General features: G+C 61.5%; 28 protein-coding genes. 8 read left to right on the top strand and 20 right to left on the bottom strand.

Annotated elements, in window-relative coordinates:
* The first annotated feature begins 79 nt into the window (after positions 1–79).
* Positions 80–1273 carry an NO-inducible flavohemoprotein gene (gene hmpA / locus BN1118_RS18930; protein ID WP_043557512.1) on the top strand — a complete coding sequence of 398 codons (1194 nt, stop codon included), beginning with the start codon at positions 80–82 and terminating at the stop codon, positions 1271–1273.
* A gap of 98 nt (positions 1274–1371) precedes the next feature.
* Here hmpA and BN1118_RS22090 read toward each other — a convergent pair whose 3' ends face one another.
* Positions 1372–1971 carry a tetratricopeptide repeat protein gene (locus tag BN1118_RS22090; RefSeq protein WP_043557511.1) on the bottom strand — a complete coding sequence of 200 codons (600 nt, stop codon included), beginning with the start codon at positions 1969–1971 and terminating at the stop codon, positions 1372–1374.
* On the opposite strand from BN1118_RS22090, the gene BN1118_RS22165 reads away from it, so the two are divergent.
* The gene (locus BN1118_RS22165; RefSeq protein WP_043557510.1) at positions 1970–2269 is read left to right on the top strand and encodes a hypothetical protein; all 300 of its coding nucleotides are present in this window, start codon (positions 1970–1972) and stop codon (positions 2267–2269) included. The genes BN1118_RS22090 and BN1118_RS22165 overlap by 2 nt on opposite strands.
* A 190-nt stretch (positions 2270–2459) precedes the next feature.
* On the opposite strand, the gene mdh is transcribed toward BN1118_RS22165, so the two are convergent.
* The 6 genes from mdh to BN1118_RS18895 all read right to left on the bottom strand — a co-directional run bounded on the left by mdh (position 2460) and on the right by BN1118_RS18895 (position 6570).
* The gene (gene mdh / locus BN1118_RS18915; RefSeq protein ID WP_043140614.1) at positions 2460–3395 is read right to left on the bottom strand and encodes a malate dehydrogenase; all 936 of its coding nucleotides are present in this window, start codon (positions 3393–3395) and stop codon (positions 2460–2462) included.
* 221 nt (positions 3396–3616) lie between these two features.
* Positions 3617–4279, bottom strand: coding sequence for an arginine ABC transporter permease ArtM (gene artM, locus BN1118_RS18910; RefSeq protein WP_043140611.1), 663 nt, complete (start codon positions 4277–4279; stop codon positions 3617–3619).
* Between the two features lie 2 nt (positions 4280–4281).
* Entirely contained in the window at positions 4282–4407 is a 126-nt protein-coding gene (locus BN1118_RS22415) for a hypothetical protein (protein ID WP_280136104.1), read from the bottom strand.
* A 2-nt stretch (positions 4408–4409) separates the two neighbouring features.
* Positions 4410–5060 carry an arginine ABC transporter permease ArtQ gene (gene artQ / locus BN1118_RS18905; protein ID WP_043140609.1) on the bottom strand — a complete coding sequence of 217 codons (651 nt, stop codon included), beginning with the start codon at positions 5058–5060 and terminating at the stop codon, positions 4410–4412.
* A 3-nt stretch (positions 5061–5063) separates the two neighbouring features.
* A complete protein-coding gene (locus BN1118_RS18900; protein ID WP_043557509.1) occupies positions 5064–5804 on the bottom strand; it encodes a transporter substrate-binding domain-containing protein in 741 nt (246 codons plus the stop codon).
* Positions 5805–5829: 25 nt separating this feature from the next.
* Positions 5830–6570: an ATP-binding cassette domain-containing protein gene (locus tag BN1118_RS18895; RefSeq protein ID WP_043557508.1), complete on the bottom strand. Its 741-nt coding sequence runs from the start codon at positions 6568–6570 to the stop codon at positions 5830–5832.
* Positions 6571–6771: 201 nt separating this feature from the next.
* On the opposite strand from BN1118_RS18895, the gene argR reads away from it, so the two are divergent.
* A complete protein-coding gene (gene argR, locus BN1118_RS18890) occupies positions 6772–7242 on the top strand; it encodes a transcriptional regulator ArgR (protein ID WP_005308670.1) in 471 nt (156 codons plus the stop codon).
* Positions 7243–7330: 88 nt separating this feature from the next.
* Here argR and BN1118_RS18885 read toward each other — a convergent pair whose 3' ends face one another.
* The 6 genes from BN1118_RS18885 to glnK form a co-directional block, all read right to left on the bottom strand.
* A complete protein-coding gene (locus BN1118_RS18885) occupies positions 7331–8236 on the bottom strand; it encodes a Dyp-type peroxidase (RefSeq protein WP_043557507.1) in 906 nt (301 codons plus the stop codon).
* A gap of 102 nt (positions 8237–8338) precedes the next feature.
* Positions 8339–9373, bottom strand: a complete 1035-nt coding sequence (locus BN1118_RS18880; protein ID WP_043557506.1) for an ABC transporter ATP-binding protein — start codon at positions 9371–9373, stop codon at positions 8339–8341.
* 20 nt (positions 9374–9393) lie between these two features.
* Entirely contained in the window at positions 9394–9528 is a 135-nt protein-coding gene (locus BN1118_RS22410; RefSeq protein ID WP_280136105.1) for a hypothetical protein, read from the bottom strand.
* Positions 9529–9602: 74 nt separating this feature from the next.
* Positions 9603–11228, bottom strand: coding sequence for an ABC transporter permease (locus BN1118_RS18875; RefSeq protein ID WP_043557505.1), 1626 nt, complete (start codon positions 11226–11228; stop codon positions 9603–9605).
* Positions 11229–11267: 39 nt separating this feature from the next.
* Positions 11268–12275 (bottom strand): Fe(3+) ABC transporter substrate-binding protein, encoded by a 1008-nt coding sequence (locus BN1118_RS18870; RefSeq protein ID WP_084214197.1) that lies wholly within the window; start codon positions 12273–12275, stop codon positions 11268–11270.
* A 251-nt stretch (positions 12276–12526) separates the two neighbouring features.
* Complete coding sequence (glnK, locus tag BN1118_RS18865) at positions 12527–12865, bottom strand: P-II family nitrogen regulator (protein WP_042869091.1); 339 nt, start codon at positions 12863–12865, stop codon at positions 12527–12529.
* A 201-nt stretch (positions 12866–13066) separates the two neighbouring features.
* Here glnK and arfB point away from each other — a divergent pair, with 201 nt between their 5' ends.
* Together arfB and BN1118_RS18855 are read left to right on the top strand one after the other, a co-directional pair.
* Positions 13067–13483, top strand: a complete 417-nt coding sequence (gene arfB, locus BN1118_RS18860) for an alternative ribosome rescue aminoacyl-tRNA hydrolase ArfB (protein WP_042038790.1) — start codon at positions 13067–13069, stop codon at positions 13481–13483.
* A 43-nt stretch (positions 13484–13526) separates the two neighbouring features.
* On the top strand, positions 13527–14021 hold the full coding sequence (locus BN1118_RS18855) for a methylated-DNA--[protein]-cysteine S-methyltransferase (protein WP_043557503.1): 495 nt from the start codon (positions 13527–13529) through the stop codon (positions 14019–14021).
* A gap of 378 nt (positions 14022–14399) precedes the next feature.
* On the opposite strand, the gene BN1118_RS18850 is transcribed toward BN1118_RS18855, so the two are convergent.
* From BN1118_RS18850 to BN1118_RS18820, 7 genes are all read right to left on the bottom strand, one after another.
* Positions 14400–15596: a NupC/NupG family nucleoside CNT transporter gene (locus BN1118_RS18850; RefSeq protein WP_043557502.1), complete on the bottom strand. Its 1197-nt coding sequence runs from the start codon at positions 15594–15596 to the stop codon at positions 14400–14402.
* 181 nt (positions 15597–15777) lie between these two features.
* Positions 15778–16713: a LysR family transcriptional regulator gene (locus BN1118_RS18845; protein ID WP_016349403.1), complete on the bottom strand. Its 936-nt coding sequence runs from the start codon at positions 16711–16713 to the stop codon at positions 15778–15780.
* Between the two features lie 82 nt (positions 16714–16795).
* Positions 16796–17329 (bottom strand): glutathione peroxidase, encoded by a 534-nt coding sequence (locus tag BN1118_RS18840; protein ID WP_043557501.1) that lies wholly within the window; start codon positions 17327–17329, stop codon positions 16796–16798.
* Positions 17330–17394: 65 nt separating this feature from the next.
* Positions 17395–17958 carry an NnrU family protein gene (locus tag BN1118_RS18835; protein ID WP_043557500.1) on the bottom strand — a complete coding sequence of 188 codons (564 nt, stop codon included), beginning with the start codon at positions 17956–17958 and terminating at the stop codon, positions 17395–17397.
* 212 nt (positions 17959–18170) lie between these two features.
* On the bottom strand, positions 18171–19304 hold the full coding sequence (locus BN1118_RS18830) for a glycerate kinase (RefSeq protein WP_043557499.1): 1134 nt from the start codon (positions 19302–19304) through the stop codon (positions 18171–18173).
* A gap of 9 nt (positions 19305–19313) precedes the next feature.
* The gene (locus BN1118_RS18825) at positions 19314–20576 is read right to left on the bottom strand and encodes a GntP family permease (protein ID WP_043557498.1); all 1263 of its coding nucleotides are present in this window, start codon (positions 20574–20576) and stop codon (positions 19314–19316) included.
* A gap of 119 nt (positions 20577–20695) precedes the next feature.
* Positions 20696–21811: a sugar diacid recognition domain-containing protein gene (locus BN1118_RS18820; protein WP_042869078.1), complete on the bottom strand. Its 1116-nt coding sequence runs from the start codon at positions 21809–21811 to the stop codon at positions 20696–20698.
* A gap of 208 nt (positions 21812–22019) precedes the next feature.
* On the opposite strand from BN1118_RS18820, the gene BN1118_RS18815 reads away from it, so the two are divergent.
* The 3 genes from BN1118_RS18815 to BN1118_RS18805 all read left to right on the top strand — a co-directional run bounded on the left by BN1118_RS18815 (position 22020) and on the right by BN1118_RS18805 (position 23782).
* On the top strand, positions 22020–22394 hold the full coding sequence (locus tag BN1118_RS18815) for a YacL family protein (protein WP_042038777.1): 375 nt from the start codon (positions 22020–22022) through the stop codon (positions 22392–22394).
* Positions 22395–22444: 50 nt separating this feature from the next.
* Positions 22445–22744 carry a hypothetical protein gene (locus BN1118_RS18810; RefSeq protein WP_005313598.1) on the top strand — a complete coding sequence of 100 codons (300 nt, stop codon included), beginning with the start codon at positions 22445–22447 and terminating at the stop codon, positions 22742–22744.
* A 207-nt stretch (positions 22745–22951) separates the two neighbouring features.
* Positions 22952–23782 carry a CPBP family intramembrane glutamic endopeptidase gene (locus tag BN1118_RS18805; protein WP_043557496.1) on the top strand — a complete coding sequence of 277 codons (831 nt, stop codon included), beginning with the start codon at positions 22952–22954 and terminating at the stop codon, positions 23780–23782.
* Positions 23783–23825 lie beyond the last annotated feature (43 nt).

The raw sequence follows: 23825 nt of genomic DNA, 5'->3' as shown, positions 1-23825 counted from the left end.
TATTGATTCAGATCAAATAAACATCTAGGATGCAGCTTATTAAGTGACATTTTAGATGTTCAATTAGCAAGGACCTCCTATGTTAGACCAAGCCACCATCGCCGTCATCAAAAGCACCATCCCTTTGCTCGAATCGGCGGGGCCTGCCCTCACCCAGCATTTCTACCAGCGCATGTTCAGTCACAACCCGGAACTGAAGGATATTTTCAACCTGGCGCACCAGCGCAGTGGCGGTCAACCGCTGGCGCTGTTCAACGCGGTGGCGGCTTACGCCAGGAATATCGACAACCTGGGAGCCCTGGCCGGCGCGGTGGAACGCATTGCCCACAAGCACACGGGTTTCATGATCCAGCCGGAACAATATCACATTGTAGGTAGTCATCTCTTGGCCACGCTCAAAGAATTGGGTGGAAGTGCGGTCACCGAAGAGGTGCTGGATGCCTGGGGCAAGGCCTACGGTGTGCTGGCCAGCATCTTCATCAGCCGGGAGAGCGAGATCTATCAGGAGAAGGCGAGTCAGACCGGTGGCTGGCTGGGTCCCCGCCCCTTCATCATCAAGGAGAAACGGGTCGAGAGCGAGCTCATCACCTCCTTCGTACTGGCACCGCTCGATGGCAAACCGGTACTGCACTTCAAACCGGGTCAGTACCTCAGCATCAAGCTGGCCCACCCCGAGCTGGAGTATCAGGAGATCCGCCAATACTCCCTCTCCGATGCGCCGAACGGTCGCGATTACCGCATCAGCGTCAAGCGCGAGCCCCAGGGCCAGGTCTCCAACCTGCTGCACGACCATCTGCATGCTGGCGATCAGGTGGAGTTGATGCCGCCGACCGGCGACTTCTTCCTGCAGGCCGATGCCAGTACGCCCGTGGTGTTGCTCTCCGCTGGCGTAGGCCTCACCCCCATGCTGAGCATGCTCAACCAGCTGCTGGCCAAGGGCCATGCAGCCGACATCTGCTGGCTGCATGCCTGTGAACAGGGTTCATTGCACGCCTTCAAGGAGGATATCCAGCGCAAGCATGAGCAGCATGACCAGCTGCAGAGCCGGGTCTGGTATCGGGAGCCGGAGGCTCAGGATGAGCAAGGGAAGGACTACGACTTCCACGGCACCATGGACTTGAGCCAGGTAGCCGAGTTGCTGGCGCCGCAGGCCCACTACTACTTCTGCGGTCCGCTTGGCTTCATGCAGGCGATCAAGGCGCAGTTGAGCGCGGCGGGCATACCGGCCGATCAGCTGCACTACGAAGTTTTTGGTCCCCATCAGGATCTTTAAACGGGGCTGCCCCCTATAAAGCAAGGAGGATCCAGCCTGTCATGGCACGGCGGCCGGATCCGGACCCACAGATGCAGATCTGTGGGTCATTTTTTTATTCAGTGCATCGCCTTGGCACGGGCGATGGCATTGGCCGGCATGCGGTTGGCCAGACGGCTCAGCAGGCTGGTCGCCTTCTGGTGCAGCGCATTGTCACCGATCACAGTGCTGTGCAGCCAGTGGTAGGCCTCTTCATAATCCAGCGGGCTGCCCATCCCCTGCAGCAGCATCTCGACCCACTCGACCTGTGCCCGTTGAAACCCCAGACTGGCGGCTTCACGCATCAGGGTCTCGGCCTTGACCAGATCCTTCTGCACCAGAGTGCCCTTCCAGTAGTAGCGGCCCAGCTGTTCCAGCGCCGGCGCCAGCCCTTGATTGGCCGCCTCCCACATGAATTTGACCCCGAGCTCGGCATCGGGCTTGATGCAGACCCCCCAGGCCAGCATGTCGCCCCACAGGAACTGATAGGCCGGCACCTTCATCACCTCGGCCCGCACCTCTATATCCTGGGTAAGCTGGCACCTGTCCTGCTTCACCTGCTGCAAGTGACGACCCTGTTCAATCCAGTTGAGCAGCTCGTCTTGGCGATAGAGGGGGACCGCCTGCAAATTGCTGCTGTCGATGCCCAGACCGCCGCCACCCGATGGCGTGCTGGTCATGGGCCGGCTGGTCGGAGAGAGTCCGCTCTCCGTTGTGGCGGCGGGGGATGGGGTCGCGGGCGCAGATCCCGTTGCTACGGGTGCGGGCTCAGCTGCGGGTGTCGACTCGGACGCCACAGGCAAGGGCGCGGCAGCGGGAACGGCGCCGGATCCGGCAGGCTGGGGGGCGGCAGCAGACACAGCGCTCTGGACTGCAACCGCTGGCGACTCGGCGGCAGACACTTCGCTCTGGGATGCCATCGCCTGCTCGGCAGCGGAAAACGCGCTGCTCGCTGTGGGGGTGGCGGCGGATGCCTGAGGCTCAGCGCCCTGTACCTGGGTGGTCAGCAAACAGACAAGGCCGACAAGGGTAAATGGTTTCATCATAAGGTTCTCCTGCTGCTCTCTGTTATCGGCAGCCGGCCCCATCCCCTTAGCCCGTCGCCATCTGCATCTGTCACCCATGACAAAGGGGAGCCGAAGCTCCCCTTGTTTGTCAGCCATACAGCTTACTTGACGAAGTCGACACCCAGCTGGATATCGGCTTTCAGGGTGGCCAGCATGCCATCCATAGCCGCTTGCTCGAAGGCACTCAGCTTGCCGTAGTCCAGTACGGTTTCGACGCCGTTCTTGCCCAGCAGTATGGGTTGCGCGAAGAAGGTGGCGTGTTTGCCGTCGCCTTCCACATAGGCGCACTCGATGACGTTGGCTTCGCCTTGCAGACCCTTGATCAGCGACAGACCGAAACGGCAGGCCGCCTGGCCCATGGAGAGGGTGGCAGATCCGCCACCGGCCTTGGCTTCCACCACTTCGGTACCGGCGTTCTGGATACGCTTGGTCATGGCAGCCACTTCTTCAGCAGTGAAGGAGGCGCCTTCGATCTGGGACAGCAGCGGCAAAATGGTCACGCCACTGTGGCCACCGATCACGTTGACACGCACCTTGTCGACGTTCAGGCCCTTGGCCTCGGCCACGAAGGTCTCGGCACGGATCACGTCCAGGGTGGTGACACCGAACAGGCGGCGCTTGTCATAGACACCAGCTTTCTTCAACACTTCGGCGGCGATGGCGACCGTGGTGTTGACCGGGTTGGTGATGATGCCGATCAGCGCTTTCGGGCAGGTAGCGGCACATTTTTCCACCAGATTCTTGACGATACCGGCGTTGATATTGAACAGATCGGAACGATCCATGCCGGGCTTGCGCGCCACACCGGCGGAGATCAGCACCACATCGGCGCCGACCAGAGCCGGGCTCGGATCTTCACCGCAGAAACCTTTTACTTTCACGTCAGTCGGGATATGGCTCAGATCGACCGCCACACCCGGAGTGACCGGGGCTATGTCATACAGGCTCAGTTCGGAACCAGCAGGAAGGCGATTTTTCAACAGCAGAGCGAGGGCTTGGCCTATGCCACCGGCGGCACCCAGAACGGCAACTTTCATGATCAACTCCATGTTTAAGCGTAGGTTTAAGGTTGTTTCTTGTTGTGGGCCCAACCTTAATGGATCCCCCCCTAAAAAACAATCTGATAACAGTTGCAATCACGGGTTCTGTGAGCCAAGAAACAGGCGGCGAATAAAAACGGGGGGAAATGCAGAAAATCAGAGGGGAAGCACAGATTTCCTGCACTTCCCCCTACCATAAATAGGTAGATCTACCGAACTCAGGCCTGGAATGCCAGGGCTCGTCGTTCACACCAGCGAAACCCAATTGTTAACAATCCGTTCATGGTCAGATAGAGGCCACCGGCCACGGTGAACACCGCCAGAGTGTCATACGTCTGGGCGTTGAGGCGCTGGGCCAGACCCATCACATCCATGATGGTAATGGTGCTGGCGAGCGAACTCCCCTTGAGTACCAGGATCACCTCGTTGGAATAGGCGGGTACCAGCCGCCGTGCGGCGTGGCGCACCTTCATCCACAGGGTCTGCCCGGCCGAGAAGCCGAGTGCGCGACACGCCTCCACCTCGCCGGAAGGGATGGCATCCAGCGCCCCCTTGAACAACCGGGTGGAGTAAGCCGCCGTGTTGAAGCCAAGGGCCAGCACGGCGCAGAACCAGGGCTGCTTGAGCAGCGGCCAGAGCGGCCCGGACTTGAGCCACTCGAACTGGCCCGGCCCGTAGTAGATGAGGAAGATCTGGATGAGCAGCGGCGTGCCGGTGAAGATCAGCACCCACAGCTGTACCAGCTGGGTCGCCACCGGAATCCGTCGTTCCAGCACCCAGGTCATGGCGGCGGCCAGCAGCACGCCGAGCAGCAAGCTCAGTGCCGTCAGTTGAAGGGTGATCGCCAGACCACCCAGCAGCGTCATGAGATAGTCCTGCATGGTCAACCTCCGTAGCGACGGGTATAGCGGGCTGTCTGCTTAAACCCGAATTCACTCAACTGACTGAAGACGGTCGATTGCAGGGTGATCACCAATCCCCCCAGCAGCGTCATGAGATAGTCCTGCATGGTCAACCTCCGTAGCGGCGGGTATAGCGGGCTGCCTGCTTGAGGCCGAACTCACTCACCAGACTGATGGCCAGATAGATGAGGGCTGCGGCGGCATACCAGGTAAAGGGTTCATAGGTGCTGGCCGAGGCCATCTGGGCCTGACGCATCATCTCGTTCACCCCTATGAGGGAGACCAGCGCCGTGTCCTTGAGCAGCACCAGCCACTGGTTGCCGAGCCCCGGCAGGGCATGACGCCAGGCCTGGGGCAGCACGATGCGAAAGAAGATGTGCCCCTTGCCAAGGCCGAGCGCCAGCGCCGCCAGCCGCTGCCCGGCGGGCACCGCATTGAGCGCGGCCCGCAGGGTCTGGGTGGCATAGCTGGCAAACAGCAGGGAGAGCGCCAGCACGCCGCAGGCGAACGGGCTGAACTCCACATACTCGCCGGTGATGAGGAACAGCACCTGGGTCGAGCCGAAGTAGATGAACAGCACCACCAGCAACTCGGGCAGGCCACGAATGAGCGTGGTGAGTGTGGCCACCGGCCACACCAGCGCGCGCTGCTTGCTCAGTTCGGCGGCGCTGAACGCCAACGCCAGCACCATGCCCCCGACCAGTGATGCCAAGGCCAGCCCCAGGGTCATCCAGGCTGCATCCAACAACAGGCTCAACATGGTTTATGGCTGCGCGAAGTATTTGTCGAAGATTTTCTGATAGGTGCCGTTGGCCTTGATCTCGGCCAGCCCCTTGTTCAGCTGAGTCAGCAGCTCCTGATTGCCCTTGGCGACCGCGATGCCAAAGCCGGTACCGAAATACTTGGCGTCGGTCACGGGGGTGCCGATCACGGCATATTCCTTGTGCTGCTTGAGCCAGTCGGCGGCGACTGCGGTATCGGCAAACACGCCGTCGGTACGGCCGTTCATCATGTCGAGGAAGGCGCTCTGGTAGCTGGCGTAGGGCACGGTCAGCAGGCCCTTGCTGATCCAGTTGTCCACCAGATAGGACTGGTGGGAGGTGCCGTTCTGCACGCCGACCGTCTTGTCCACCAGCTCTTCCGGCCCCTTGAAGGCGCCCTTCTTGGCCACGAACACGGCGGAGTTCTCGTAATAGATGTCGGAGAAGTCGACCTGGGCGGCCCGCTCCGGGGTCACGTCCATGGCGGCGATGGCGGCGTCATAGCGACGGAACTTGAGGCTGGGGATCAGGCTGTCGAAGGCCTGGTTGTGGAAGCTGCACTCCAGCTTGGCCTGGGTGCAGATGGCACGGGCCAGATCGATGTCGAAGCCCTGGAACTCGTTCTTGTCATCCAGGTATTCGAACGGAGCATAAGTGGCCTCGGTGGCGAACTTGATCTCCTTGGCCAGCACCGAGGTGCTCAACAGGCCCATGGCAGCAACCAGCAACAGACTCTTTTTCATGACAGCTTCCTTATCGATTTGAATATCAATGCATCAAGAACTCGGCAAACCGGCTGGTTTGCGGGGATGTGAAAATGGCGGCGGAGCCGGATTCGATGATCCGTCCCTTCTCCAGATAGATCACCTGACTGGCCACCTTGCGGGCGAACTCCACCTCGTGGGTCACCACCACCTGGGTGATGCCGGTCTGGCCCAGATTGCGGATGATCTCCGCCACCTCTTTGGTGATCTCGGGATCGAGGGCCGCCGTCGGCTCGTCAAACAGCAGCACCTGGGGATCCATCATCAGAGTACGGGCGATGGCCACCCGCTGCTGCTGGCCGCCGGAGAGCCGGGCAGGCCAGGCATCGCGCTTGTCGGCCAGTTGCAACTGGGTCAGCAGGTAGGCGCCCTTCTCGGTGGCCGCCGCCTTGCTCATGCCGAGCAGCTTGACGGGGGCCTCGATCAGGTTCTCCATCACGGTCAGATGTGGCCACAGATTGTACTGCTGAAACACCATGCCCACCTTGCGGCGCAGCGCCTGTGCCTGACGGTTGAATTCGGCGGCAGAGAGGCTGGACGGGAAAGAAAATTCACTTTCACCTATGCGCAATACACCGGCATCCGGGGTGTCCAGCAGGTTCATCATGCGCAGCAGCGAACTCTTGCCGGCACCGCTCGGGCCCAGCAGCACCAAGGTCTCACCGGGTGCAGTCCGAAAGCTGACATCTTGCAGTACCGGCACCTTGTGCCAGGATTTTTCGATACCGATTAATTCAATACCCATACAGCCCAATTGAATAAGTTTTCAAAATTTCGTCCCGATTTTAGCCCCAACATGGGTGGATGCAAGCTAATTTTGAATCAATATGCAGAACAAGCGCCGCTTCCTTGCAAAAATAGGCACATGAATGCAAAATGGGCACGCTGTTCATATCTGCCGCCTGAGCGTGACAGGCAGCCACACCTCCTCATTCGTGAGTCCAAGATGAAGCATAACGACAAGCAAGAAAAACTGGCCAAGGCCTTTAAAGCCTTGCTGAAAGAAGAACGATTTGGCTCCCAGGCAGAGATAGTGACTGCCCTGCAAGAGATGGGCTTCGAAAACATCAACCAGTCCAAGGTATCGCGCATGCTGAGCCGCTTCGGCGCCGTTCGCACCCGCAATGCCAAGATGGAGATGGTCTACTGCCTGCCGGTGGAACTGGGCGTGCCCACCACCTCCAGCCCGCTCAAGAACCTGGTACTGGACGTCGACCACAACGGCGCCCTGGTGGTGATCCACACCAGCCCGGGTGCGGCCCAGCTCATCGCCCGCCTGCTCGACTCCCTCGGCAAGGCCGAAGGGATCCTCGGCACCATAGCCGGTGATGACACCATCTTCATCACCCCGACCAGCGACACCGACATCGAAGAGCTCTACCTCTCCGCCCTCGAGCTGTTCGAACAGACCCCTTAATCAGGTTTGGCCGTCCCGCTCTGGTGACGCCCCCTGAACGAAAAATCCCGGCCTTAGCCGGGATTTTTGTTGGTTATCTCAACCGCGCTTATTTACCCTGCGACACCAGATAATCCTCGGACGGCGCAAAGAAGGCGGCCCCGGTCACGGCGCTGGTGAAGCACAGCAGGTGGTCGAAGTGACTGCCCTCCCCCTTGTACATGCTGGCCAGCATGGCGTTGAAGTGCTGCGGCGTGCGGCAGCAGGAGATAAAGTAGAGCCCCTGCTCTGTCATTGTGCCCCAGGGCATGCTCTGGCGCAGTATCTCCATGGACTCGCCCTTCGGGGTCTTGAGGTTGACCCGCTTGATGTGGGCGGTCAGCGGCTTGTCGGCCGACTCATACTCTATGTTGTCGGCCTTGGTGCGACCTATGATGTCTTCCTGCTCCTTCAGGGCCAGCCTCTCCCAGTCGCTCATGGCGTGCACCCAGCGCTGGACGTGGATATAGGAGCCACCGGCAAATTCGCCGCCCTCGAGCAGCGCCACTTCGGCCCTGTGCTCATCCTGCGGGTTTTCGGTGCCGTCGACGAAGCCGGTCAGATCCCGGCAATCCAGATTGCGGAAACCGCGCACCTCTTCGGCCAGCGCCGCCAGCCCCGCCAGCAGGGCCATCACGCGCTGACCGGCATGGTGCAGCACATCGACCCGATCGGCGCGCAGTTGCACGAAGAGATCAAACGGGGTATTCGGCGCCTTATGACCATTGGCTTCCTGAGCCATAAAACCACGGAACTGGGGCGGACGGGCGGCAGGGTAGAGACCATCCCAGGCATCGGCACCGACGGCGACCAGACCGCTGAAACCGGCATCGGGGAAATCGGCGGCAACGGCTTCCCACAGGGCAGGCAAGCTGGCCAGACGGGCCACCAGTTCGGCTCCGTCACCGGTGCGATTGAACATCAGATAGAGGGCGTGCAGATTCGGCTCTGCACAGATCCCGGCTTGGGCTTTCATATATCTCTCCCCTGAACAGGCATTGGCTATGTTGGCGTTGCGTTGCGCGATTATAAACCAGAGTGAATCCAGTTCCTTGATTTCACAACGATATCAGGTCTGTCACGGCAATGGATCAAACAGCACCAGCGCATGCGGGGCAAGGTTGACCCTGGCCCGCATCCCGCCAAGCGGCTCGCCAATGCTGGCCTCGAGCCGCTGGCCGCCACACTCGAACAACACCCGGCAGTGATGGCCGAGGAACTGCTGCTCCAGCACCGCCAGCTCACCGCCGTCGACGGCCTCCAGCAACAGCTGCTGGGGTCTGAGCATCAATTGCAGCAGCTCGCCCACGGCACGGCCGTGAGGCTCGGTGCCGCACACCACCCCCAGCGATGTCTGCACACAGTGGCTGTCCACCACCTCGGCCGCCAGGTAGTTGACCCCGCCGAGAAACTCCGCCACGAAGCGGTTCTGCGGGCGACGATAGAGCTGCTCCGGCTGGCCCACCTGCTCGATGTGACCCGCCCGAAACAACGCCAGCCGGTCGGCGAAGGCAAACGCCTCCTCCTTGCTGTGGCTGACGAAGATGGCGCCTATCCCCTGCTGCTTGAGCAGGGCGCGGATCTCGAGAATAAGCTTCATCCGCACCTGGGTATCTATGTTGGAGAAAGGCTCGTCCAGCAGCATCAGCCTGGGCTTGCACACCAAGGCGCGGGCGATGGCGACCCTCTGCTGCTGGCCGCCGGAGAGCTCATGCGGATAGCGCGCCCCCAGCCCCTGCAGATTGACCAGCGTCAGCGCCTCATCCACCTGCTGCTGGCGAGTGCGGCGATCGAGCCGGGTCAGGCCGAAGCCGACGTTGTCGGCCACCGTCAGGTGCGGAAAGAGGGCGTAATCCTGAAAGATCATGCCGATGTTGCGCGCCTCGGGGGGCACGCAGCCCCCGGGCCCATCCAGCAGGGTATCACCAAGGCGAATAGCGCCCCCGGCCAGCGGCAGCAGACCGGCGATGGCCTTGAGCAGCGTGGTCTTGCCGCAACCGCTCGCACCCAGCAGACAGACGATCTCGTTGTCAGCCACCGTCAGGGAGAGCTGCTCCAGCACATTGCGGCCGTTGTAACGGCAACTGACATTTTCAACCTGCAAGCAAGACACGGCTGGCTTCCCCTTATGTTTTAAATTCGACGCAGCCACTCGCTACCCTCAAACAAGCAGACGATCTCGTTGTCGGCCACCATCAGGGAGAGCTGCTCCAGCACATTGCGGCCGTTGTAACGGCAACTGACATTTTCAACCTGCAAGCAAGACACGGCTGACTTCCTCATATTCTTTTGGTTCGAACCGACCTGCGGCCGGACAAGATTGCAGAGATTCATCTGCCCGTTCAGTGGCCCGGACTATCTAGGCTGCGGTTGACCCAGATCAGCGGCAGCAAGCCCACCAGCACTATGACGATGGCGCCGAGCGCCCCCCGCTCCAGCATCTCGTCCGAGACGAATTGATAGACGTGGGTCGCCAGAGTATCGAAGTTGAAGGGTCGCAGCAGCAGGGCGGCGGGCAGCTCCTTCATGGATTCGATGAACACCAGCATGGCGCCGGCAAACAGGCCGCGCCGCACCAGCGGCAGATGAACCCGCCGCAGCATGCCGCCATCCCCCTGTCCCAGGGAGCGGGCCGCCATGTCGAGGCTGGGGGAGATCTTGCCCATGCTGCTCTCCACCGAGCCGATGGCGATGGCCACGAAGCGCACCAGGTAGCCGAATACGATGGCTGTGATGGTGCCGGTCAGCAGCAGGCCGGGGCCCTGGCGGCCGAGCCACTCGGCCAGATCGTTGATGGCAAAATCGAGGGCCGTCAGCGGCACCAGCACGCCGATGGCCAGCACAGTGCCCGGCATGGCGTACCCCATGGCAGAGATGCGCAGGGGCAGCAGGCTCCTGACTCCGCCATCGAGGCGGCGGAAGAAGCCGAGCAGCAGGGCTATGCCCATGGCGAGCAGGGCGGTCAGCGTCGAGATGAGCAGACTGTTACCGGCGAAGCGGACAAACTCCGGCGTCCAGGAGAGTTCGAAATAGCGCACCCCGTAATCCAGCAGGATGACGAACGGCAGGCCGAAACCGGCCAGTACCAGCCCCCAGCACCAGAGCCCGGCCAGCCAACGACTCATCCCCTTGAGCGGGTAGCGCAGCGGCGGCTCATGACCCATGGATTTCTGGAACACCTGCTGACGGCGACGGGAGCGACGCTCGACGGCGATCAGCAGCACCACAGCCAGCAGCATCAGGCAAGAAAGCTTGGCGGCGGTGGCCAGGCTGCCGTAGCCGAGCCAGGTGTCGTAGACCGCCGTGGTCAGGGTGTTGATGGCAAAGAAGTGGACTGTGGCGAAGTCGGCCAGGGTCTCCATCGCCACCAGGGAGATGGCCACCATGATGGCCGGTCGCGCCAGCGGCAGGCTGAGACGACGAAAACTCTGCCAGGGGGTACAGCCGAGCAAGCGGCTGGAGTGGATCAGGCTGACCGACTGCTCCAGAAACGAGGCTCGGGCCAGCAGATAGACGTAGGGGAAGAGCACCAGCGCCAGCACCCAGGCGGCGCCGCCGAGGGATCGAATGGCCGGGAACCAGTAATCCGTCGGTCTGCTCCACTCAAACAGGGTTCGCAATCCCGCCTGCAGCGGACCCGAGTAGTCGAGCAGGTCGGTATAGACGTAGGCAACGATATAGGAGGGCATGGCCATGGGCAGCATCAGCGCCCACTGCAGGGCGCGGCGCCCCGGCACCTGGCACATGGCGACCAGCCAGGCGGTGGGCACCCCGAACAGCAGGCTGAGCAGCACCACACCCACCACCAGCCCCAGTGTATTGCCGAGGTAGTCGAGCAGCACAGTATCTGCGAGGTGGCGAAACAGGTCCTCCTCTGCCGAGAAGGCGGAGAAGATCAGGGCGAGCACCGGCAAACCCAGCAGCAGGGCGGTGGCCCAGCTGCCGGCAATCCATCCACAATTTTTCATGAGACCACAGAAGTTGATGGGGCCCTTGGCCCCATCTGATTACAAGTCGAATTTCACTTCATCCAGCAGCTGCAAGGCATCCTTGCGGTGCTTGGCATAATCGCTGACCGGCATGGGGTCAGACTTGAAACTGCCCCAGGACTTGACCATGGCGGACGGCTCCACCCCGGCCTTGACCGGATACTCGGCATTCACGTCCGCATACATGTGCTGGGCCGTGTCGCCAGCCAGAAACTCCATCAGCTTGCGGGCTTCATCCTTGTTCTTGGCGTACCTGGTCATGGCCACGCCGCTCACGTTGACGTGGGCACCGCGGTCGGCCTGGTTCGGGAAGTTGATGTAGACCGCATCGGCCCAGGACTTCTGCGCCGGATCTTTCAGCATGGCGCCCAGATAGTAGCTGTTGCCGAGCGACAGGTCACAGATGCCATCCTTGATCGCCTTGACCTGATCCCGGTCGTTGCCCTGCGGTTTGCGCGCCAGGTTGGCCTTGACCCCTTCCAGCCAGGTCTTGGCATCCGCCATGCCGTGATGGGCGATCATGGAGGAAACCAGCGCCACATTGTACTCGTGCTTGCCGCTGCGGGTACAAATTTTCCCTTTGAATTCAGGCTTCACCAGATCTTCATAGCTGATGGTGTCGAGCTTGCCGAGGCGATCCTTGCTGGAATAGATGGCGCGCACCCGGGTGGTCAGGGCAAACCACTTGTTGTCCGGATCGCGATAGATGGCGGGGATATTCTCCTGCAGTATCTTGCTGTCCACCGGCTGCACCCGATCCTTGTCCACCAGATCGGTCAGCCGGCTGATGTCGACGGTCAGCATAAGATCGGCCGGGGAGAGCTTGCCTTCCCGCTCCAGACGCTCGTTCAGCCCCTCTTTGGCGAACACCACGTTGACCTTGATACCCGATTCCTTCTCGAACTGCTGGATGATGGGCTTGATCAGCTCATCCTGCCGGTTGGAGTAGACGTTCACCTCCCCTGCCGCCAACGCTCCCTGAGCAGCCAGAGTCGAGAAAACCAGAGCCAGCATCTTCATTTTCATCATCCATTCCTTGAGTTGCTATATCGAGTGATAACCATTGCTGTTTGTATTTTGCATTGGCCGCGACAGCGGGATCAAGAAAACATCGAGTGCGGGATCACATATTTAAACGCCGTACAAACAAAAGGGCCGGATAGAATCCTATCCAGCCCCACCATGGAGTCCATCCGCGACTTCACATCGGCACTCTGCCCGGTCCGGCCAAGCCGCAACAGAGTGCCCTTGCTCGAACCGGCATCAGGCGCGAGGGATCAGAGCGCCTCGTCGTCGCTCTCGCCGGTGCGAATGCGCACCGCCTGCAGCAGGTCGTAGACGAAGATCTTGCCGTCACCGATCTTGCCGGTGTAGGCCGCCTTGCAGATCGCCTCTATCACACCTTCGACGTTGTCATCGGCCGTCGCTATTTCCAGCTTCACCTTGGGTAAGAAGTCGACCTGGTACTCGGCTCCCCGGTATAATTCGGTGTGCCCCTTCTGGCGGCCAAACCCTTTGACCTCGGACACAGTCAGACCCTCGACCCCCAGGTTGGCGACGGCTTCGCGCACATCGTCCAACTTGAAGGGTTTGATAATCGCAGTAATCAGCTTCATCTGGTTGCTCCCAATCCATGGTATGTCATGAATTGGGAATCAATTCTTGTGCCAAGTCTTTTTATTGTTTAATTTCAAAAGGATAGTGTTTGTGTCCGGGATAGATACCCCCCAACATCACCAAGGGAGCGCATCTCGCCCCATAATGAGGCACCAAGCTGAACCAGCCTCTCCCGATGCACCAAACAAGAGCACAGCAGTATGTTAGTCATCTCCAACAGCGTGACCCTGCCCTGGCATGAGCTGCAGTTTCAAGCCATGCGGGCTCAGGGTGCCGGCGGCCAGCACGTCAACAAGACCGACTCCGCCGTCTGGTTGCGCTTCGATTACCGCAGCTCCCCCAGCCTGCCGGATCTCTACAAGGAGGGACTCGACAAGCTGAGCGACAGCCGGGTACACGATGGCTTTATCCAGATCCGCGTCGAGACCCATCGCAGCCAGGACATGAACCGCAAGGAGGCCATGAGCCGCCTGGTGGAGCTGCTGAAGAAGGCCGCCTGGCGCCCCAAGGCCCGTCATGCCACCAAGCCGACCCGCAGCTCCCAGCGCAAGCGGGTCGACGCCAAGAAGCGCAAGGGCGACATCAAGTCGGCCCGCGGCAAACCCGTGCTGGAGTAATACCGCCAGCCTTACGACTTGCCCACGCCAAGGATGAGAGAAGATGAGATACAGTTTTTGCGACAGCGCCCACGGCCCCCTGCTCATCGCCATCGATAAAGATGGCCTGCGCCACGTGGAGTTCATGCAGGGTGAGCGTCCCATAATGCCAACCCAGCAGTGGCGTCAGGATGATCTGGCGCTGGCGCCCTATGTCGAGCAGTTCGCCGCCTATTTCGCCGGCCGGCTGCAGCGCTTCGAGCTGCCGCTCGCCGCCAAAGGCACCCCGTTCCAGCAATCGGTATGGCGCGCCCTGTGCGACATTCCCTACGGCGAGACCGTCAGCTATCTCGAAATAGCCCAGTCCATCGGCAACCACAAGGCGGTGCGGGCGGTGGGCGCCGCCAATGGCCGCAACCCCCTCAGCATCATAGTACCCTGCCACAGGGTGATAGGGCGCAGTGGCGAGCTGACCGGTTATGCCGGCGGCATACCCATCAAACGCTGGTTGCTGGCACTGGAACAACAGACCGCTGGTTCATTTGAATTGACACCCTGACAACAGCGGCATCCCTGTAAAACACTGGCTGCCGGCGCTGGAGCAGCAGACCGCCGGTTCATTGGAATTGACTCCCTGACAGCAGCGGCATCCCTGTAAAACTCTGGCTTCAGCCGCTGGTTTGGCCCCGTTTTGCGTTTAGCAAAATGAACACAGTATGAAGAATCGCCTCAGAAGGGCTTCAGACAGGGTCAGGCATCATGGCTTCACACTTGGATGGCATGGCTCATCCCTCATTCAAGTGGCACCCATGTGACGCTTCCAATCTGTCTTTTTTCCCCGCGCCTCCTCTGAGGCGCTTTTTTTTTTGCCCGAACGCGGCCACAAAAAAGCCCGCCGAAGCGGGCTCTGACCGGAAGGTGCTAACTTCAGGGTCAATCAGAGTGCGAGGAACAAGCCTGCCAGCGAGGCACTCATCAGGTTCGCCAGCACACCCGCCAGTATGGCGCGCATACCGTAACGGGCGATGAAGGACTTGCGCTCCGGCACCATGGCACCCAGACCACCGATGAGGATCGCCATGGAGGAGATGTTGGCAAAACCGCACAGGGCGAAGGTGACTATGGCCTTGCTCGATTCGTTCAGGGTCTGATCCTGCACCAGGGCGATGAAGGCGACGAATTCGTTGATGACTATCTTGGTCCCGATCAGGGCGCCGGCCGCCTGGGCCTGATCCCAGGGCACGCCGATCAGCCAGGAGACGGGGGCGAACAGCCAGCCCAGGATGATCTGGAAGCTCAGCTCCAGCCCCACCAGATCGCCGGCCCAGCCCAGCAGGCCGTTGAGCATGGCGATCACCCCGACGAAGGCCAGCAGAGTCGCACCGACCGCGACCGCTATGTTGAGGCCAGCCATGGCACCGTCGGCCGCAGCTTCGATGACATTGGTCGCACGGGGGATCTCCACGTCCTGATGGTGATCCACCTCGCCGATTCCGGGCGGAACCAGGATCTTGGCCATCGCCAGACCGGCCGGGGCCGACATGAAGGCGGCAGCTATCAGGTATTTCAGCTCGACCCCGATACTGGCGTAGCCCACCAGGGTGCCGCCGGCCACGGAGGCGAGACCGCAGCTCATCACGGCGAAGAACTGGGAGTCGGACATCTTGGATAGATAGGGTTTGACCACCAGCGGCGCCTCCACCATGCCGACGAAGATGTTGGCGGTGGCGGAGAGGCTCTCGGCACGGCCGGTACCCAGCAGCTTCTGCAGGCCACCGCCGAGCAGGGCGATCACTTTCGGCATCAGGCCTATGTGGTAGAGGATGGCGATCACCGCAGAGAAGAAGATGATGACCGGCAGCACGTTGAACGCAAAGATGAAGCCCAGCTTGAACTTGGCCAGATCGCCGAACAGGAAGGCGATCCCCTCCTGACCGTAACCGATCACGCTGCTGACACTCTCGCTGACCCCGTTCAGCACGTGCTGACCGGCAGGCAGCCAGAGCACCAGGCCGGCGAAGAGGACTTGCAGGCAGAGGGCGAGACCCACTGTTCGCAACGGGATACGACGACGATTATCAGAGCAGAGCACGGCCAGGGCCAGGATACTCAGTATGCCGAGCAGGGCTATCATAGGGATTCCATCAAGAGGGCAAAAGATGGGCGCGGATTCTGCGCTCCATGCTCCGCCACTGCAAGCCCACTTGGTTACAGTCCTGTTAGCAAAAACGTTTGCACGATACCGGTTGCGCCAACCCGCTGATTTGGTTCAATTTTGGTATCACGCGAAAGCTAGTGTTCGTATATGGAAACGATTATTCCTCTGTGCCGGACAATTTGCCGCCGAGCCAAGGGGCGAGTCGCTGCTCCCAATAGGGATTGGGACCGAAGCTCTCCTTGAGGAAATCGATGAACAGCCGGATCTTGGGATCCAGATGTTCGCGCCGGGCGTAGACGGCGTGCACCGCCATCTTCTGGTTCGGCCGCCACTGGGGCAGCAGGGGGATCAACTGACCGGACTGCAACTCCTTGTCCAGCAAGTAATTGGCGACATAGGCGATACCGAGCCCGGCCAGGGCGGCATCGCGTACCGCCTCCGCCAGATCCACCCGGTAGTTGCCGGCCACCTGCACCGTCTGACGCTCCTTGCCCTGGCGAAACGACCACTCGTGGTAGCGCCGCTCCCTGCTCTGGTAGGTGATGCAGTTGTGCTGGGCCAGATCCCTGGGGTGCAGCGGGGTGCCGTGGCTCAGCAGATAGTCCGGCGAGGCCACCAGCACGAAGTGAATATCCGCCAGCCGCTGCCCCACCAGCGCCTCGGGCTTGTCTTCATAGGTGGTGATCCAGAGATCCAGCCCCTCATCCACCAGATTGGTTCTGTGATCGAACAGCGAGACTTCCAGCTCCAGCTCGGGGTAGCGATCCTGAAACGCCTTGAGGCGCGGGATCACGTGCAGCCGGCCAAATGACTGACCGACCCCGAGATGCAGGATGCCGCTTACCTTGCCACGGCGCTCCGCGACCATGGAGTCCGCCTCCAGCGCCACCGCCACCAGGGCGCGGCAGTGACGGGCATACTCCTGGCCGAGTTCGGTCAGGGAGAAGCGGCGAGTGGTGCGCTGCACCAGCTGGGCACCGAGTTCGGTCTCAAGCTGGGCCAGCTGCTTGCTGATGTGGGACTTGGAGACGCCGAGCCGTCGCGCGGCCGCCGAGATGCCCTGTTCACGGACCAGGGCATCGAAGATCACCATTTGGGGCAGACGTTGCAGCACGGGATTACCAGATAGGAAAGCGGGCCTCCATTATTCCAGAGCCGCCCGCAGCGGGGTAGGCCTAAAGACCGAGCGCCCGTTTGACCTCTTTTTGCAGAGGATCGTCGGCCGGATTCTGGTTCGCCCCATAACTCGCGACCAGCTTGCCGTCGCGCCCGATCAGGTACTTGTGAAAGTTCCAGCCCGGCGCCTCGCCCGCCGCAGCCGCCAGCCCCTTGTAGAGCGGGCTGGCATCGTCACCACGCACCGCCAGCCGGTTGAACATGGGGAAGGTCACCCCGTAGTCACGGCGACAGACGGCGGCTGTCTTGCCCTCATCCCCCGCCTCCTGCCAGAAGTCGTTGGACGGAAAGCCCAGCACTATCAATCCCTTCTCCTTGTAGGTCTGATAGAGCTGCTCCAGATCCCGAAACTGGCCGCGATAGCCGCAGTAGGAGGCGGTATTGACCACCAATACGACCTTGCCCTCGGTCAGCTGGCAGAGGTTGTGGCGCTGGGTGTTGTTGAGCTCTCGCATCTCCACATTGAAGTAGTCGGGACAGGCGGCAGACACGGCTCCCGCACCGAGCAGCAATAACAAAGTGAACCATTTCATCGGGCAACTCCTTTTGAACAGATGAGCGTCATACGCACAGGCGGCGCAGCCGGTTCAACCCTGCCTCAGCGCAGCGGAATGCCGGTCAGCCAGCCATGGCCCCAGAAGATCAGCAGCGCCGTGACCGCGAGCCCGGCCCCCACGCTTATCCCGGTGCCAACCCAGTTCGCCGCAGGACGGGAATGACGCTGCCAGTCACGCACCGAAATCCAGATGATGCTGATCAGCGCCCACAGACCTATGCCACCGAATAGCACCAGGGAGCGGGCCTCGCTGTTGACCGCCAGATGGGCACCGGCCCAGATCAGGGTGCCGAGCAGCTGGGGATGCACCAGCCAGCGCCGCAGGTGATTGGGCCCCTGGCCGGAGAAAAACAGGATCAGCGCGATCGGCATGGCGGCCATCATCAGGGTCGGCCCCCAGGCGGGCAGCAAGTAGAGCGGCATGGGGCTGGCACTGCGCCAGCCGGCAAGAATGAAGCCGATGGCGACAAATACCAGCAGCGAGAAGAGCCCCTTGTAACGATTCTCCCCCAGCCGGTCGCGCAGGCGCTCCCTGTGGGCAGCGGCGAAGCAGGGGTAGAGGTGGATAAGGGTAAACAGCAGTACCCCCAGGGTCAGCAAGATCATGGGTTGCTCCTTGTACTATGGGGGATCACTATGCCGCAAAGTGCGCAACCGGAACACAGAAACCGCAGAAAAGTGGTGGGGATACAGCAGGATAATGAAAAAAGCCGATCGACAGATCGGCAAGGTGTTTCGGGCAGACCGGCAGTGGATGCCGGTCATCACCGCGACACGGGGCAGGGTTTGGCCGGTGCCAGGCACCAGCCAGAAAAGGATTAACTGCGCAGCATATAGAGCGCGGCCACGTTGCGGGCCGTGAGCTGCAGGTTGGTGGTGGCGGTGGCCAACGCCTCCGGCAGGGACATGGCGCGGTTGACCACGGCGAACACCGCATCCAGTCCGTGTTCGTGCACCACACCGTAATCGTCGGTGAGGCAACCCGAAATACCTATCACCGGCTTGCCAAACTGCTTGGCACAGCGTGCGACACCGATTGGCGTCTTGCCATAAATGGTCTGGCTGTCGATACGACCTTCACCGGTAATGACCAGATCCGCATCGGCCACCGCCTCGGCCAGTTTCAGCGCCGCTATGACGATCTGGATGCCGGGCTTGAGCTCGGCACCGAGCAGGCCCACCAGGGCCGCGCCCATGCCACCGGCGGCGCCGGCCCCCGGGATCGCCTTCACCTGGCAGCCGAGGGAATGCTCGATGCGGTCGGCGTAGTGGGAGAGGTTGGCATCCAGCTGGGCCACCATGTCGGCGTTGGCCCCCTTCTGCGGGCCAAACACGGCGGAGGCGCCTTTCGGCCCGCACAGCGGATTGTCCACATCACATGCCACCTCTATGGTGGTCCTGGCCAATCTGGAGTCCAGCCCGCTCAGATCTATGGTGGCCAGCTCCGCCAGCCCGGCGCCGCCCGATGCTATGGGGGTGCCATCACTTCTCAGCAGCTTGCCGCCGAGCGCCTGGATCATGCCGGCACCGCCATCGTTGGTGGCACTGCCGCCTATGCCGAGGATCAGGTGTTTCACGCCCATGTCGAGGGCTGCCAGGATCAGCTCGCCGGTACCGAAGCTGGAGGTGTGCAGCGGATTGCGCAGCTCGGGGGGCACTAGGTGCAGGCCGGAGGCCGCCGCCATCTCGATGACGGCGCGCTCGCCATCCCCCAGCAGGCCGACGAAGCCCTGCACCTGGTTGCCGAGCGGCGCTGTCACATAAAACGGCAGTATGCTGCCGCCCGTGGCATCCACCAGGGATTGCACTGTGCCCTCGCCGCCATCGGCCATGGGCAACTTGATGTAGGTGGCCTCTGGCAACACCTGCTTGAAACCCGCCTCGATGGCATCAGCCACCGCCATGGCGCTCAGGCTCTCCTTGAATGAATCCGGTGCGATAACAATTTTCATATCAGTTCCTCAGGCGAGACCAAACACGCCAAACATCAGGGTGGAGACGGCTGCTATGGTCAGACCGACGGCTGTTTCATAAGGGATGAGCTTGAGGCGCTCCCCCACGCCCATGTGGACGCTGCCACCGGTGGCATGGAAGAAGGAGCCGTGGGGCATGTGGTCAAACACGGTAGCACCGGCATGGATCATGGCGGCCCCCGCCAGACTGCTGATGCCCAGCTCAATCAGGGTGGAACTGAACACGTTGGAAGCCACCACAGTCCCGGCCGTGGTCGAGGCGGTCGCCAGCGACATCAGGGCACCCGAGATGGGGGCCAGCAGGTAGGAGGGCAGACCGGAGGCGGTCAAGCCGCTGATCAGCACATCCTTCAGGCCCGAGTTGGCGATTATGCCCGCCAAGGTACCTGTACCCAGCAGCATGATGGCCACCGGCGCCATGCGGGCCAGACCCGAGACCGCGAACTGGTTCACCTTGCTGAACTTGCCCATCATAAGGGCCCCGACCAGGCCGCCAAGGGGCAGGGCGATGAGCGGATCCACCACTATACCGGCCAGCGGACGCAGGGCCAGCAGCAGTATGGCAACCAGGGGCGCACTGATGGCGGCGGCAAAGCCAGGCAGCTTGCTGCCACTGAAGCTCACCACCTCGTCGGCCGCGACCTTGCTGCCCTTGTTGTTCAGACGCTTGGCCAGCCAGTAGGCCATCACCAGCCCGAACAGGCCAGGTATGATGCCGGCCGCCATGACGGAGGTGAGCGGCAGGTGGAAGGCATCGGCCGCGGCTATGGCGTTCGGGTTGGGGGACATGACGTTGCCCGCCTTGCCGCCGCCTATCATGGCCAGCAGTATGGCCGCCTTGGAGAGGTCGGCACGGCGCGCTATGGCCAGCGCTATGGGGGCAACCGTGATAACGGCCACGTCCACGAAGACGCCGACCGCAGTCAGGATCAGGGTGGCGAGCGCCAGCGCCAGCAGGGCGCGGGTCTCGCCCAGCTTCTTGACTATGGTCTCGGCTATGGTGGTGGCCGCGCCCGATTCGATCAGCACGCCCGCCAGCACACCGGCCGCCAGGATCCGCATCACCGCCGTGGTGATCCCCTGGGCGCCACCTATCATCAGGGCGACCGTCTGGGTCAGATCGGCCCCGCCGATCAGGCCACCGGCCAGGGCGCCGACTATCATGCCGTAGGCGGGCGGCACCTTCTTCAGAATGAGGAAGATGGCGATGGAGAGCGCGGCGAGAGCGCCGAGCGCGGATACAGGGATCATGACGGGCACCTTGAATGGGAGTGAGTGGTGGCCATTATGGTGATCCGGGATCGGAATGCGTTGGCTGAAAAGCCAAATAAGGTCTCTTTAAAGAGAGGTTTTTTGTTCGTTACAACAAATCAGCTGTCGAGATTGAGCCCGAGGTAGAGCAGGAACTTGTCGTCTAACTTGTTGAAATTCAAACCGGTTATCTGCTCGATCCGGGTCAGCCGATAGCGCAGGGTATTGGGGTGAATGAACAGGGCTTCGGCACAGGGATGCAGATCACAATCCTGCAAGAAATATTGGCGCAGCGTCTTTTGCAGCGTTCCTTTTGTGTCCTCCTGCGCCAGCTTGAGCAAGGGGGCCCGCAGCTGATCCGCCTGCCAGGAGTCCGCCAGACTGCCGAGCAGTACCGGCAACCGGTAATCCTCGAAGAAGTAGACCTGCTTGCGCGGAGCCTGCCGCATGCCCCGGCGCAGAGTATCCCGCGCCGTCTGGTAGGAGCGTGCCAGACCATCTATGCCGCCGAAGTAATCACCCACCCCAATCCGTACCTTGAAGTGGGGAATGCGGGCCAGCAACTGCTTGATGCGGCTGCGCTCCTGCTCCGATTGCCAGACACCCTCGCTCAGTTGGGCCGGTTTGAGCACCACTATCTCGTCGAGGCCGTTGATGGCCACCAGATTGTCCCGCTCCGGATTTTCCAGCAGATGCACCAGCTCCCGCAGGCGGGCGGGATCCGCCTCCTCCAGCGCTAGCACGGCCACCACCCGAGGCTGGTCCAGATCCAGCTCGAGGAAACGGGCCGCCTGTTGCAGCTGATCGACCCGCCCCTCACCGCGAATGAGCTGCAATACCAGCTCCTCCTTGTGGCGCTTGTCCCACTGCAACTGCTCGGTGAGCGCCGCCTGCTCCAGAATGAGTTCGGCCGTCATCCGCACCAGCTCGGCGTAAGCACGAACGATGTCCGGATCACCCGAGATGCCTATGACCCCGAGCAGTTCCCCCTGATAGGCAATGGGCAAATTGATGCCGGGACGCACCCCCTTGAGCTGCTGGGCGGTCGCCTCGCTTATCTCCACCACCCGGTTCTCGGTCAGCGCCAGCACGGCCCCTTCGTGGCGCTGATGGAGGCGCTCGGGATTGCCGGAGGCGATGATCAAACCGTGTTCATCCATCACGTTGACCGAGAACGACAATATCTTCATCGCCCGGCTCACTATCTGACGGGCCAGGGTATCGTTTAGCTGCATAACATCTCCGGACAACAAGCTGGCATGACGCCTGGTGGCCCACAATCACAGGGGCCGACGTGCAAAGATCCCACATCATCAAGACAAGCGCGGGAGGGATCGCTAGAATAGGTCACTTTACGCTATATGTGCCCCACCATGGATCATGGATCTGGCGTTATGCCGCTGTGTGGCGTGGTGGCTTCATCCTTCCGATATGGACTCCGCTATGGACTATGAATTTCGCCGCGACCCGTTCGGTGGCTATCGCGCTCGGTTCTCCATGGGCCATGAGGCCATCGGTCAGTGGTTGATCGATGAAGTTGGCAAGGATGAGGAGAAGCTCGACGAGCTCTTCTCCATCATCGACCAGCTGTCCAATCGCACCCGCACTGAATACCTGCTGCACGGCGGTGACTATTCACTGCTGCTCACCCATGAGGAGGCCGAGGTGAAAGCCAACGTCCTCAATATCGAGCTGGATGAGGATCTCGACGATCTCGCCTACTACGATGATGAGCAGCTGGCCATGTGCGGACTGGAAGACTTTGCCCAGGTGCTCGGCTCCTGGCGCGCCTTTATCCGCAACGAGGATATGGGCTGAATACCCACATTTCGGGCGAGCATGCCCCTTGCAACCCAACAGGATTGACTATGTCTATTTACGATTTTGACGGCGAACAACCAGAACAGCCGGAAGACGAGCAGGACCAGACCAAACAGGCCGTGCCTGCCAAGAAGAAAGGCAAGCAGGTGATGAACACTCAGGTCAACCTGAGCCCGCGCGATGCCAGCCGTCTGAACGGCCTGCACGTCGAAGCCATCACCACCCTGGACGACGTCAGCCTGCCGAAGAACGTCATCTTCAAGGCCGGCCTCATCGCCCTGGGCGAGCTGGAAGCCACCAAGCGTGCCGACATCATAGCCCGCGTCATCGCCGAATCCGGTCGATAAATCCCGGGTGATTGCCGGGGCGGGCCGCGAAAACGCCCCAAACCTGGCAATGCCGTATCAGAAAAGCCGGAGCCTCAGCTCCGGCTTTTTCATGGCGGCGCCCCGCCGCGGACTCGCCCTTGCAGGGATCCGACCAGCCTATTAAGCCTTGTGTCATGATGTGACGACTTGTTAAGGTGCGGGACTTTTATCGGCCTTGGAGACTCAATGTTACCTCTACCTGATTCGCTCATCTGGGGAGCACTGGCGCTGGCCGTCTTGCTCTGTCTGGCCCGGCAACGCCTGCCCGGCCTGATCCTGCTGGGGGTCGCCCTGCTGGCCGCCCTCTACCTCAACCATCTCAGCCCCTTCGCCCTGCTGATCACGCTGGCGGGCCTGTTGCTGGCCTGGCGCACCCCCAGCCTGCCCCAGCCCTGGCGTGGCGCCGCCCTGACCCTGATGCTGCTGTGGGCCATAGCGCTGATGCTGCACCTCATCCCCGGCTTCAGCAATCTGAAGGTGCTGGATCAGGTGCAGGCCGGCCCCGCCAGCGTGCCCTTCAACATGTACCTCAATCTGGACAAGCCGCTGGTCTTCTTCGGCCTGCTGCTGGCCTGGCCCGCCTTGCTCGGCCAGGGCGGTGCGATCCGCTGGCGAGCGCTGGCCCTGCTGCTGTTGCCGCTGGCGGCCCTGCTGATCACCGCCTGGCAGCTGGGGGCCCTCAAGCCCGAAGCTGGCCTGCCCCACTGGTGGTGGCTGTTTGCCCTCAACAACCTGCTGTTCACCTGCGTGGCGGAAGAGGCGCTGTTTCGCGGCTTCATCCAGCAGGGGGTGGCCGCCCGCAGCCGGCTCTGGCTCGGCATCCTGGTGGCCAGCCTGCTGTTCGGCGCAGCCCACCTGGCCGGCGGCCCGCTGCTGATGCTGTTTGCCGCCCTAGCGGGCGCCTGCTACGGCCTGGCGTTCCAGTTCAGTGGTCGCCTGAGCGTCGCCATCGCGATCCACTTCCTGTTCAACTTCGCCCATCTGGCCCTCTTTACCTACCCCCTGGCCAGCCGCTGATCCCGGGCGCCCCGCCCGGGGCGCCCTTGTTTCCCCTCCTCTG

Source organism: Aeromonas bestiarum (assembly GCF_000819745.1).
GTDB lineage: Bacteria > Pseudomonadota > Gammaproteobacteria > Enterobacterales > Aeromonadaceae > Aeromonas > Aeromonas bestiarum.
The sequence above is the reverse complement of the archived record's forward strand: the minus strand, read 5'-3'. Positions and strand labels throughout refer to the sequence as shown.